Source organism: Lentiprolixibacter sp. (genome assembly GCF_982873095.1).
In genome coordinates, this window is record NZ_CEYNTP010000071.1 from 1 (window position 1) to 11,438 (window position 11,438).

Below are 11,438 nucleotides of genomic sequence, written 5' to 3' on the forward strand. Positions count from 1 at the left end.
GCGGCGGTAAACCGGTCCGGATGCTGACCAGGCGTCAGCAATACGTCAGGGACCATATACCACCCCCAGGTCAAAAACCCCCTCCGTGGGGCGCTATGCGCCTCCTCCCCAATTTCAAAATACTAGCTAATCCTGCTAATTACCAGCATCCCAGCAAAGTAACACAGCACCCCTATTCTAATTCCAAAGGGATCTGTCAATTTCTACTATATTTATGTAGCAAAATCTTTTTTCCATGAGCAATAATCCCAGGGACGAGAAGTTCAAAAAGTGGCTCGATATCCTGCAACAAGAAAGCTGGCAGTTGGAACTGATCATTTCTGGATTTGCAATCTATGGGCTATTCATGATCATTGACCCTATTGAATTAGCCAGCCAGGAAGCTCAAAATCAAGGGAATATGTATCGAATTTTTTTGATGCAAGGCCTGATGGTCTCCTGGTATATAATCACCATAAATCTAATTGCCCATGTAATCCTCAGGGGTCTTTGGATAGGTGCCATTGGATTGCGCTATGTTTCTGGTGAAATAGACTACGAAAATTTGAAGTATAGCCCAAAATTCAAAAAGCATCTTGTTAAAAGAGTAGGATCATTCGACAATTATGTGGCAACCCTGGAGAAGTATTGTAGTATTATTTTCGCCGTTACTTTCCTGTTGGTTTTTTATTTGCTGGGTTTGTTGACGATAACATTTGCCTTTACCCTTTTAGGACTTAGTATTGATAAAGATGAAACTCCGGATTGGGTGCGATACTGGATTGCTGTCCCAACCATAATTTTTCTAGCTATTGGTACTTTCCTCACCTTTATAGATTTTGCGACCCAGGGCTGGCTTAAACGAAAAAAATGGACTACAATCTTCTACTATCCGGTCTATTGGGTGTTTAAATACCTCACCTTATCTTTTTTATACCGTCCTATGGTATACAACTTCCTGGATACCAGGTTTGGGAAACGATTAAGTTGGGTTATTGTTCCGCTCTATCTCGGTTTAACGGTTCTGGCGGCAACAGGATTCAGTACTTCCAACTATCTGGAAAAGGACATGAATTCCAATTCCTTTACTGCCAATAAAAAGAATTATATGGACGTGATTCAAAAAGAAAAACTGTTTGCAGACAGGGCCGCAATTCCTTCTAAGATTATTAGCACCTCCTATCTGAATGTATTCATAGTCTATGGCAGCACTGTAGAAGACGATGTTTTTTACTTTAATAAGGACCTTGAGCCCGCTGAAGACCGGCGGGGTATTTATTCAGCCTTCTCAGAGGGGGTATTGCCCTGGTCAGAGCGTGGAAAATTGGGGGATTACATGAAAACTATAGAAGACATGTACACATTGCAAATAGATTCTATTTCCTACAAGCCTAAATTTGTTATTGCTGAGAATAGTCAAAAGCAACTCGGTTTTGAAACCTTCATAGAGATAAAATCCATTCCAGAAGGGAAACATAATTTAAAAGTACTTAGAAAAGACCACAGAAGAGACAGTATTTACGACAGGACCATAATACAGATACCTTTCTGGTATTTCAGAGAATAGCTCAGCCCAGGCGGTTCTTATCCCATACGAAATACGGTACTGCTAATGTGTATTAATGGGGCGCTATGCGCCTCCTCCCCACAATCAACTTAAGCTATAATACAGCAAAAACAAAACAGATTGAGAAGACGTGTCTCAGGTGATAACCACAAGAAAAAGCTATCTTATATCGTCCGCAAGAACTTCTTCAACTATCCACCGGTTTAGTACCTTTGCAGTAGTTGTCCCAAAAAACCTATGAACTACAAAGAAGAGGAATACTGGAACACCGGAAGCCATGGCTTCGGTGTCCTGCTTGGCCTGATTGGCGGGGTTATAATGATTCATGAAACCCGACAGGCAGAACATCTACAGCAACTGGCTGTATGGATCTACAGCTTTTCCATCGTCCTACTCTTTTCCGCTTCAACCATTTATCACGCTGTTGCCGACCCGAGAAAAAAGAGAAAATGGCGTGTCCTGGACCATATCAGCATCTATTACCTTATCGCAGGTACTTATACTCCCGTGGCCCTTATCACCCTGGTAGACGGTAATGGATGGCTTATTTTCTACACCATTTGGGGTATAGCCCTGGGTGGCACTGTCTTAAAACTGTTTTTTACCGGTAAATGGGAGTATTTGTCCCTTTTACTGTATCTCCTAATGGGGTGGATGATCGTATTTGATTTTGCAAGTTTACTCCAGCGTACAACTACTTTCGGACTTGGACTCCTTTTTCTCGGAGGCGCATTTTATACCCTCGGAATATTCTTTTATGCTTTTAAACGCATCCCGTTTAACCATTTGATCTGGCATTTTTTCGTGCTGGGTGGGGCAATCAGCCACTGGTTCTACGTCTATCTAGAGGTGCTTCCCTAAATGTTCAGAACATAAAGTAAGCGGCAAATAACCCTAACAATATTACCAGAAGTTTCCTGAGATTAAAGCTGTGACCTTTACTGCTTTCGAACAATATTACGGTAGAAATATGAAGGAAGACACCGATTACAACGGCAGTTAAAGGTGCAAATTGCTCTTCGAGTAAGGTGTAATGCCCAGCGAGGTAGGTGCCGAAAGGGGTCATCAGTGAAAAAAACACAATAAAGAGGCCAGCCTGCCATTTTTCCAGTCTGGAATTGAGTAAAAATATACTCAGTATCAAAGCAACAGGCAATTTATGCACCAGAATCGCATACAAGATGGGTTGATTTCCTGCAATAGGGATCCCCTCTAAAAAGGCATGTATCCCCAGACTAAGAAACAAAAGCCAGGGAAATACCGTTTTTTCTTCATCAATATGCAAGTGACCGTGTTCTGCCCCCTTGGAAAAAAATTCCAGGAATATCTGCAATACAATACCCAGCATAATGAAAAGTCCGGTGCTCTTTGCGTCAGACAATGCATATACCGTGGGTAGGAGTTCAAATAACGTAATGGCAAGCAGGAAGGAACCGCTAAATGCGAGTAATAATGTAATACTCAGGTTCTTTTTTGGCTTAAGCCAAAGGACCAGGAAGTATCCAAGAAATACGGCAAGTACAGGTAACCAATAAATCATTATCAATGGCCAATCGGTTCTTTATTACCCGATAGCCCCCAAAATTAGTGTATTTTTGCCGTTATTGAAGGTATTCGCATGGCCCAGAACTTTAAAATGTTGGCAAAGTGTTTTTACGGTTTTGAACCCATTCTTGCCCTGGAACTTAAAAAGCTGGGGGCCAGCAGGGTGGAAGAGGGTTTACGCAGTGTTTTCTTCGAGGGGGACCTGGGATTCATGTATAAGGCGAATTTGTGTTTGCGTACTGCCTTGCGTATCCTAAAACCCATTGCCACATTTCAGGTAAGGAATGAAAACGACCTTTATAAAAAGATCTATGGGTTCCCCTGGGAAAAGTACCTGGAAACTGATCAAAGTATCGCTATAGATTCGGTCTTAAAATCGGAATCCTTTACCCATTCTCTTTACGTTTCCCAAAAAGCTAAGGATGCCATCGCTGATCGCTTTCGAAAAACCACAGGCAGTCGGCCCAATGTGGATACACGAAACCCGGATCTTCGGATTCATATTCATATACAGCAACATAAGTGTCATCTTTCCCTGGATAGCTCCGGGGGCTCACTTCACCATAGAGGGTACCGGTCTGCAACCAATATCGCCCCTATCAATGAGGTGCTTGCTGCGGGATTGCTACTCATGAGCGGATGGGAAGGTCGGACCAATTTTCTGGATCCGATGTGTGGCAGTGGAACATTTCTTGTTGAGGCAGCCATGATTGCTTGTAATATACCGGCGAATATCAACCGGCGTACTTTTGGTTTTCAAAGGTGGAAGGATTATGATCGCGAATTGTTTGAAACCATCACTCAGGCTGCTTTAAATAAAACCAGGGAATTTCACTATGAAATATTGGGATATGATAAGGCCCCTTCGGCTATATCCAAAGCACAGATGAATGTGGAAAACGCTAACCTCAGTGAATATATCAAGCTGGAAAAACGAAACTTCTTCGGATCTAAAAAACCTTTAAAGGGACCCTTGCATATCATGTTCAACCCTCCATATGGGGAACGCCTGAACATTGAAATGGAACGGTTCTACAAGCAAATCGGCGATACGCTGAAACAGGGATATCCCGGCACTCAATGCTGGATGATCACGGCCAACATGGAGGCCCTAAAACATGTAGGATTGAGGACTTCCAGAAAGATCAAGGTATTTAACGGCAAACTTGAGGCCCGACTAGTGCAATACGAAATTTACGAAGGCAGCCGGAAATCCAAATATCAAAATCAAAAATCGGTTTAGGAGGTATACTATTCTGAAGCCTCCTGGATTTTCTTGGATTTCTTGTATAAAGGCAGGAAATAGGAAATCGAGTAATTAAACCCAACCCCAAAATTGCTTCCGTCTGTAACCTTATTAAATCCAGGGATCCATAAATTGGGGAAACTATCGTCTTCCTTATTGCTGATTAGGAAGCCCAAACGGACACTGGCCCCCATGTAGATATTGGCAATGAGTTCTGCCTTTACGCCGAAAAGAAATTCTATCCACGAGGCATTTAACCCACTGTATTCTTGTGGTCCGGTAGTACCTGTGGCTAATCCTTCCTGATTCCAATACCGGTTGCTCGCATAGATGTTGTTGTCATTTAATCTTTTGGTAAGGGTACTGAAAGCATATCGGCCACCAATGAAAATGGTATTGTTCATACCATACCAGTTCTCATAGGTGTTGTATTCCACCCCTAATTTGATATAGCTCCCGCTGGTTGTATAATTATAGATCTCCGCTATTGCTCCACCTTCTTCATTCCCCAACTCTTCAAATTGAGTGAATTCTTCATTCCCCAATTCTGCCGCGAGGTAAAGTTTCTGAGTCATACGGAAATCACCAATAAGTTCTAAACCCGTATAGTTCTCATTCAAGAAACTGCGCAAGGGACGGCTGAGATCTGCCCCAATCCGAAGGCCATATGCCTGCCGGGTATCGGTTAATTCTTTATCCTGTTTTTCCCGAGTGTCCTGCGACCAACCAAAAGCAGTGCACAGCAATAACAGCAGACTAGTGGTATATTTTAACATGGGCACTGTCCTGTTTAGTTACTGTTGGGTTCGTTATTTCAATACTTTGTATCCAGTTCAGGGTATCTCCCGTTATCGAAGCATTCAATTCAGCATAGTTGGCGATAAACCCACAGGCCCTTGATACAAATACCTCTTCTGTACTGTATAGAAAGGAAAGGGTGTCTTTATTCCCGGTTTCCACTTCTTCCTCGTCCGCCGAATCCAGGATAAAGATAAATTGGGTATCTGGTTGATTGGGCCTTAAAGGAATAGCAATAGAATCAGTATCTGTCCTATCTGTGAAGGTATTCACCGGACTGCCTTGTCCCAGGCCAAGGATTCGCAGGCTGCTTACCGATTTTACGCTTTCCGGGTTTTGCTGATCGTAAAATCGAATGATCAGGAAAGGAGTGTCCCCATCCACACAGATATCGTCCTTCTCACAGGCAGCAAAAAACAGGATACCCAGGAGAATTATAAGGAGGAGCCAATACCTGTTCATGTTTTATTCTGACGTTTTTTCAAAAGTACAACATTTTCCACGTGGTGTGTTTGTGGGAACATATCCACCGGCTGAACCCTTACTATTGCGTAATCCGGATCCAAAAGCTGCAGGTCCCTTGCTTGTGTGGCACTGTTGCAACTTACATACACAATGCGTTCCGGGGCCGCTTTGAGTATCTGTTGTACCACTGCCTTATGCATTCCTTCGCGAGGGGGATCGGTAATGATTACATCGGGTTGCCCTTGCTCTTCCATAAACTCGTCAGTCAAAAAATCCTTAAGGTCCCCTGTAAAGAATTCCAGATTGTTCAATCCATTATGGGCTGCATTGTCCCTGGCTGCAGCAATGGCTTCGGGCACCGTTTCTATTCCAATGACCTTCCGGGCATTTTCAGAAATAAACTGGGCTATGGTCCCGGTACCGGTATAGAGGTCATAAACCAATTCGGTTCCCTGTAGGTTGGCAAAATCCTCAACTATCCGATAGAGATGGTAAGCCTGTTCGGAATTGGTTTGATAAAAAGATTTGGCCGTTATCTTGAAACGCAGCCCTTTCATGCTTTCGTAGATATGGTCATTGCCGGCATAACATACTATTTCCTGGTCGTACAAGGTATCGTTCGCCTTACTATTGATCACATATAAGAGGGAAGTTATCTCAGGGAAGCGTTCCGATAGGTGATCCAAAAGGGATTTCCGTTTGGTGGGATGGTCTTTATAAAACTGTATCAAAACCATTACCTCCCCTGTAGAACTGGTACGGATCATCAGGGTTCTCAAAATCCCCGTCTTGTTCCTGGGATTAAAGAACGGGATACCCTGTTCTGTAGCAAACTGCTTTACTTCCAGGCGGATAGCATTGGAGGGATCCTCCTGCAAATAGCAGTTTTTTATGTCCAGAACCTTATCCCACATCCCCGGTATATGAAATCCAAGAGCGTTTCTGTCGCTGATCTCCGCTTCTTCCGCAATTTCTTCTTCGGTCAACCATCGGCTATCCGAAAAGGAGAATTCCATTTTATTGCGGTAGAAATAGGGTTTGGGTGCTCCGAGGATAGGGGTAACTTCTGGCAATTCCACCTTGCCAATCCGGGTTAGATTATTGACCACCTCCTGTTGTTTGTAGGCTAACTGGTGCTCATAGGCCATGTGCTGCCATTTACAGCCGCCACAAACTCCGAAGTGTTCGCATTTGGGGGTTGTGCGTTTTTCCGAACGCTGCTGAAAATCAGTAGCAACCCCTTCATAATAGGCCTTCCTTCGCTTTGTGGTTTGCACCGTAACCACGTCTCCCGGGACAGCATTCGAAATAAACAGTACGCGGCCGTCTGGAGCTTTTGCGATTGCCTTTCCCTTGGCCCCGGCACCTGTCACCTCGATATTTTCAAATACTAATCGCCTCTTCCGTTTGCGCATAGGGCAAAAGTAAAATCTTTTTAACGAAGGAAAGGAAACAGGGGTGTAAATATTACGTTTCGGCCACCTGTTTGACCGGTATATGGTTTTATAAAGCGCCCAAATATTTGTAATTTTGAGGCGCTCCATGGATGATTTCTCTCCTTAAGAAGGAATGGTGAAGGTTTTACATTATTTTTCTTGACATGACGAAAAAAGAAAGATTTACTTCTCAGGAAGCAATCGCTTTAGAAGAGAAGCACGGTGCTCAGAATTATCATCCATTACCCGTTGTCCTGAGCAAGGGAGAAGGGGTGTTTGTTTGGGATTTGGAAGGAAATAAATACTACGATTTTCTTTCAGCTTACTCTGCTGTTAACCAAGGCCATTGTCACCCCAAAATCATCGGGGCTTTACAAGAACAGGCAGAAAAACTTACCCTTACTTCCCGTGCATTTTACAACGATATGCTGGGCCGTTACGAAAAATTTGTAACCGACTTTTTTGGGTATGACAAGGTACTGCCTATGAATACCGGGGCCGAAGCAGTGGAAACGGCGATCAAACTGGCCCGGAAGTGGGGATATGAGAAAAAAGGCATCCATGCCAATCAGGCCAAGGTAATTGTATGCCAAAATAATTTTCATGGCCGTACGATTACCATTATTTCAGCATCCAATGATCCTGTTGCTACAGAGAATTTTGGCCCGTTTACTCCGGGTATCCTGTCCATTCGATATAATGACCTGAATGCTCTTCAGGAGGTTGTTGAAGATGAAAAGGTGGCCGCCTTTCTGGTGGAACCCATTCAGGGTGAGGCTGGGGTATATGCGCCGGATGATGACTACCTGAAAGAGGCCTATAAGTTATGCAAGGCCAATAATGTACTCTTTATTTCAGACGAGGTCCAAACAGGTATTGCAAGGACGGGCAGGCTGCTGGCCAGTTGCGGGAATTGCAAATGCAAGGATAAACTCTGCAGTAATGGGACACCCGACGTCAAGCCGGATATCCTGATTCTGGGTAAGGCACTGTCTGGTGGGGTATTCCCGGTATCCGCGGTACTGGCAAACAATGAGATCATGGAGGTCATTCGCCCTGGGAACCACGGTTCTACATTCGGGGGGAATCCCCTGGCCTGTGCTGTTGCTATGGCTGCCCTTCAGGTAGTAAAAGACGAAAATCTGGCAGAAAATGCAGACCGTCTGGGGAGGATTTTTCGGGAAGAAATGAATAAACTTATCCAGAAGTCACATTGGGTAAAACTTGTACGGGGAAAAGGGTTGCTCAATGCCATAGTAGTGAATGATACGGAAGACAGTTCAACTGCCTGGGATATCTGTGTCGCCCTCAAAGAAAACGGTTTGTTGGCGAAACCTACTCATGGCAATATCATTCGCTTCGCGCCACCGCTGGTGATGACCGAAGAACAATTGTACGAATGTATTGGCATTATTAGCAAGACGATTCTGGAGTTTGAGCATAAATTTGCCACCGAAAAAGGATAACCCCTGACATTAATGCATAAAAAAACCCTGGAATTATCCAGGGTTTTTTTATTTCCTAAATATTTCTTAGGAACGTATCTCTTTAATTCTTGCCTTCTTACCGGTAAGACCTCTGAAGTAGAAAATACGGGCTCTGCGAACTTTTCCTCGCTTGTTTACCTCGATTTTCTGCAGTGCCGGCATATTAACAGGGAAGATCCGCTCAACGCCAATAGTCCCAGACATTTTTCGGATGGTAAAGGTTTCTGTTGCACCAGAACCTCTTCGCTGGATCACAACACCACGGAAAAACTGTGTTCTTGTTTTTTCACCTTCCTTGATCTCGTAGTATACGGTGATGGTATCTCCGGCGGAAAACTCCGGAAATTCTTTTTTTGCCACAAACTCGTCTTCAACGAATTTAATCAATGATTCCATTTCTGAATTTTTAGATTTGATCAAAACCAACATTCACGGTTTTCGCCAGCGGTTGATTTTAATAGAATGCAAAAATAGCTTATAAATTATAACCGGCAAGGGTTTTTGAGAAATTTTTATACCCCGTCAACAGGGCTATTTAAGTAGGTCGGGCCGTTTTTCTTTGGTACGTTTCAGCGCCTGTTCTTCCCGCCATTTTTCAATCTCTGGGAGATTGCCGCTGAGTAATATCGGAGGAACTTCTAATCCCTTGTATTCCCTGGGCCGGGTAAAAACTGGAGGGGCAAGCAGGTTGTCCTGAAAGGTGTCTGTAAGGGCAGAAGTTTCGTCGTTCAACACCCCTGGCAATAGTCGTATAATACTGTCGGCCAGAACGGCAGCTGCGAGTTCCCCGCCAGAAAGCACGTAATCTCCTATTGATATTTCGCGTGTCACAAAGGCGTCACGAACGCGCTGGTCCACACCCTTGTAGTGTCCGCAGAGGATAATGATATTCTGAAGCAGGGAAAGGCTATTTGCTGTTGGTTGATTCAGGGTTTCTCCATCCGGGGTCATGTAGATGACTTCATCATAGTCCCTTTCTGCCTTCAAGGCTGAGATACAACGGTCTATAGGCTCGATCATCAATACCATGCCTGCGCCCCCTCCGAACTGGTAATCGTCTACCTGCCTGTAGGAATCATCTGTATAGTCACGCAGATTATGAAGATGTACCGAAACCAGTCCTTTATCCTGTGCACGCTTCAATATCGAAGCCTCAAATGGACTTTGCAGCAATTCCGGAAGTACAGTAATTATATCAATTCGCATTATATCTGGTCCTACTTGGGATTTTGTGATGCCGGGGCACTCCAAAAATAATGAAAACAATGGGTGTCTTTGGTCCAACCCATTTTTGTATAGAGTTCCTGGGCAGGGTTATCCGTTGCTGTTTCCAGCGCGAGGCCCTTACCTCCCTGTTCTATGCAATATTGCTGCGCAGTTGCCAGCAAAGCCTTGCCAACACCTAGCTTTCGAAAATCCGGTGCAACGAACAGGTCGTTTAATATATAGATTCGTTGCAGACTTACCGTACTGAATGAGGGAAAAAGCTGGGTAAACCCCATTGCAGTTTCCCCATCTAAAGCCACGAATACTATAGATTCACTGCGAGCAAGTCGATGACTGAGGAATTCTTCCGCCGCATGCAAATCCTGTGATTGCTTGTAAAAAATACGGTATTGATCTAAGAGTGGGGCAATCAGTTGGACATCATCTGCTGAGGCACGGACAATCTTCATGTCATCAACAGCAAATGCTGTACACTATTTTGATTTTTTGTACTTGAGGATCTCATCCTGCAGTTGTCTGCTGATCTTTTGTTCCCGCTCAAGTGCCCTACGACGATGGTCTTCATATTCCTGTTCCAACTCAGACAGGCGGACTTTAGCTTCCTGAGTGAGGTAATTACTATTGCGAAACCTGTAGATAAACAAGAGCAGTAAAAGGAAAAGAACGGTGATCATGGTCCACATAATCAGGTTATAGCTTCCTTTGCTAACCATCAAACCAAGGAAAGACATGCTGTCTTTTTCTTCCGTCACCTTGTTTAAGTTAGAGGTGGTTTGTTCCAGCTTATCGTTCAGGGAGGCAATAGATGCTTCATTTCCCGCAATTATCGCCTTCAATTCTGCTTTGTTCTTGTTGAAAGCCTCCAGCGTATCTTTAACGTTTTGTCGGAGTTTGTCCAGATTCAGGGTCCGAACTACCTCATAACGTCGGCCCTCGGCCCGGTAATTCCCCGATTTCTTATCTACGAATTCGAATTGACTGTCAATAGTGCCACCATCCAGAGAAGGTTCTTCGGTCTCTGACTGACTTTGGGCAAACTGAAGGTTGCCAATCAGTAAGGCTGCCCCCAGGAGGAGTATTTTTAAACTGTTCATTGTTCTGGTCATGAGGTTAAAAACATGATTTAGGGAGAACTAAAGTACTTTAATATTCTCAATTAAGAAAAAAAAAGCAGGGCATACGCGATGGGGAGCCAGGCGAAGCCTTTCCCATACTATTAATAAGCCTTGGAAAGCTCATTAATAATAGCTAAACCGCCTTACCCTGGCCAGGTATTTGGCCAAACGGATGACCTGGTGGGCGTAGCCAAATTCATTGTCGTACCAGACATACAGGACAATATTCTTGCCATCTGCAGAAACCAGGGTGGCATGACTGTCATATATCGCGGGGGCATTGGTTCCCACAATATCCGTAGAAACCAATTCGTTGCTAAGTGAATACTTTATTTGCTCAACCAGATGACCTTCCAGGGCATACTTCTTCAGAATGGTATTAAGGCTCTCTTTTGATGTTTTGGTTTTTACTTCCAGGTTGAGGATCGCCAGGGAGCCATTGGGTACGGGTACCCGGATGGCATTCGAAGTGAGTTTACCCTTAAGGGCAGGTAATGCTTTTGCAACGGCCTTTCCGGCTCCAGTTTCTGTAATTACCATATTCAGGGCCGCGGCACGACCCCTGCGGTACTT

The 11,438-nt window shown here is 44.2% G+C and carries 12 protein-coding genes and 1 pseudogene; 4 read left to right on the plus strand and 9 right to left on the minus strand.

From position 1 onward, the window contains the following. Positions 1–235: 235 nt before the first annotated feature. The gene (locus AC4E7D_RS06130) at positions 236–1,546 is read left to right on the plus strand and encodes a hypothetical protein (RefSeq protein WP_490172932.1); all 1,311 of its coding nucleotides are present in this window, start codon (positions 236–238) and stop codon (positions 1,544–1,546) included. 237 nt (positions 1,547–1,783) lie between these two features. Then, positions 1,784–2,407, plus strand: coding sequence for a PAQR family membrane homeostasis protein TrhA (gene trhA, locus AC4E7D_RS06135; protein WP_490172933.1), 624 nt, complete (start codon positions 1,784–1,786; stop codon positions 2,405–2,407). A 4-nt stretch (positions 2,408–2,411) separates the two neighbouring features. Here trhA and AC4E7D_RS06140 read toward each other — a convergent pair whose 3' ends face one another. Further along, positions 2,412–3,086, minus strand: a complete 675-nt coding sequence (locus AC4E7D_RS06140) for a ZIP family metal transporter (protein ID WP_490172934.1) — start codon at positions 3,084–3,086, stop codon at positions 2,412–2,414. A gap of 78 nt (positions 3,087–3,164) precedes the next feature. Between AC4E7D_RS06140 and AC4E7D_RS06145 the strand changes: the two genes are divergently transcribed. Next, complete coding sequence (locus AC4E7D_RS06145; protein WP_490172935.1) at positions 3,165–4,334, plus strand: THUMP domain-containing class I SAM-dependent RNA methyltransferase; 1,170 nt, start codon at positions 3,165–3,167, stop codon at positions 4,332–4,334. A gap of 8 nt (positions 4,335–4,342) precedes the next feature. Here the strand turns inward: AC4E7D_RS06145 and AC4E7D_RS06150 are convergent, their stop codons facing one another. From AC4E7D_RS06150 to rlmD, 3 genes are read right to left on the minus strand one after another with little or no spacing between them, the layout of a single operon-like run. After that, positions 4,343–5,113, minus strand: coding sequence for a DUF6048 family protein (locus AC4E7D_RS06150; protein WP_490172936.1), 771 nt, complete (start codon positions 5,111–5,113; stop codon positions 4,343–4,345). Then, positions 5,094–5,597 carry a DUF6452 family protein gene (locus tag AC4E7D_RS06155; protein ID WP_490172937.1) on the minus strand — a complete coding sequence of 168 codons (504 nt, stop codon included), beginning with the start codon at positions 5,595–5,597 and terminating at the stop codon, positions 5,094–5,096. Before AC4E7D_RS06155 ends, AC4E7D_RS06150 begins: the two co-directional genes overlap by 20 nt. After that, positions 5,594–7,015, minus strand: a complete 1,422-nt coding sequence (gene rlmD / locus AC4E7D_RS06160; protein ID WP_490172938.1) for a 23S rRNA (uracil(1939)-C(5))-methyltransferase RlmD — start codon at positions 7,013–7,015, stop codon at positions 5,594–5,596. Before rlmD ends, AC4E7D_RS06155 begins: the two co-directional genes overlap by 4 nt. Before the next feature lie 185 nt (positions 7,016–7,200). Here rlmD and rocD point away from each other — a divergent pair, with 185 nt between their 5' ends. Beyond that, positions 7,201–8,502 carry an ornithine--oxo-acid transaminase gene (gene rocD, locus AC4E7D_RS06165; RefSeq protein ID WP_490172939.1) on the plus strand — a complete coding sequence of 434 codons (1,302 nt, stop codon included), beginning with the start codon at positions 7,201–7,203 and terminating at the stop codon, positions 8,500–8,502. A gap of 66 nt (positions 8,503–8,568) precedes the next feature. Here rocD and rplS read toward each other — a convergent pair whose 3' ends face one another. From rplS to AC4E7D_RS06190, 5 genes and pseudogenes are all read right to left on the minus strand, one after another. Further along, on the minus strand, positions 8,569–8,919 hold the full coding sequence (gene rplS / locus AC4E7D_RS06170) for a 50S ribosomal protein L19 (protein WP_490172940.1): 351 nt from the start codon (positions 8,917–8,919) through the stop codon (positions 8,569–8,571). A gap of 135 nt (positions 8,920–9,054) precedes the next feature. Further along, on the minus strand, positions 9,055–9,729 hold the full coding sequence (gene trmD, locus AC4E7D_RS06175; protein ID WP_490172941.1) for a tRNA (guanosine(37)-N1)-methyltransferase TrmD: 675 nt from the start codon (positions 9,727–9,729) through the stop codon (positions 9,055–9,057). Between the two features lie 11 nt (positions 9,730–9,740). Continuing rightward, on the minus strand, positions 9,741–10,199 hold the full coding sequence (locus tag AC4E7D_RS06180) for a GNAT family N-acetyltransferase (protein ID WP_490172942.1): 459 nt from the start codon (positions 10,197–10,199) through the stop codon (positions 9,741–9,743). 24 nt (positions 10,200–10,223) lie between these two features. After that, positions 10,224–10,856: a tRNA (guanine-N1)-methyltransferase gene (locus AC4E7D_RS06185; protein WP_490172943.1), complete on the minus strand. Its 633-nt coding sequence runs from the start codon at positions 10,854–10,856 to the stop codon at positions 10,224–10,226. 132 nt (positions 10,857–10,988) lie between these two features. Further along, positions 10,989–11,438, minus strand: a pseudogene (locus AC4E7D_RS06190) (glyceraldehyde-3-phosphate dehydrogenase); the annotation flags it as partial.

Bases quoted from the DNA above. Each gene is read 5' to 3' on its own strand.
- AC4E7D_RS06155 (WP_490172937.1), bottom strand. From the start codon at position 5,597: ATGAACAGGTATTGGCTCCTCCTTATAATTCTCCTGGGTATCCTGTTT.
- AC4E7D_RS06130 (WP_490172932.1), top strand. From the start codon at position 236: ATGAGCAATAATCCCAGGGACGAGAAGTTCAAAAAGTGGCTCGATATC.
- trmD (WP_490172941.1), bottom strand. From the start codon at position 9,729: ATGCGAATTGATATAATTACTGTACTTCCGGAATTGCTGCAAAGTCCA.
- trhA (WP_490172933.1), top strand. From the start codon at position 1,784: ATGAACTACAAAGAAGAGGAATACTGGAACACCGGAAGCCATGGCTTC.
- rocD (WP_490172939.1), top strand. From the start codon at position 7,201: ATGACGAAAAAAGAAAGATTTACTTCTCAGGAAGCAATCGCTTTAGAA.
- rplS (WP_490172940.1), bottom strand. From the start codon at position 8,919: ATGGAATCATTGATTAAATTCGTTGAAGACGAGTTTGTGGCAAAAAAA.
- AC4E7D_RS06185 (WP_490172943.1), bottom strand. From the start codon at position 10,856: ATGACCAGAACAATGAACAGTTTAAAAATACTCCTCCTGGGGGCAGCC.
- rlmD (WP_490172938.1), bottom strand. From the start codon at position 7,015: ATGCGCAAACGGAAGAGGCGATTAGTATTTGAAAATATCGAGGTGACA.
- AC4E7D_RS06150 (WP_490172936.1), bottom strand. From the start codon at position 5,113: ATGTTAAAATATACCACTAGTCTGCTGTTATTGCTGTGCACTGCTTTT.
- AC4E7D_RS06145 (WP_490172935.1), top strand. From the start codon at position 3,165: ATGGCCCAGAACTTTAAAATGTTGGCAAAGTGTTTTTACGGTTTTGAA.
- AC4E7D_RS06140 (WP_490172934.1), bottom strand. From the start codon at position 3,086: ATGATTTATTGGTTACCTGTACTTGCCGTATTTCTTGGATACTTCCTG.
- AC4E7D_RS06180 (WP_490172942.1), bottom strand. From the start codon at position 10,199: ATGAAGATTGTCCGTGCCTCAGCAGATGATGTCCAACTGATTGCCCCA.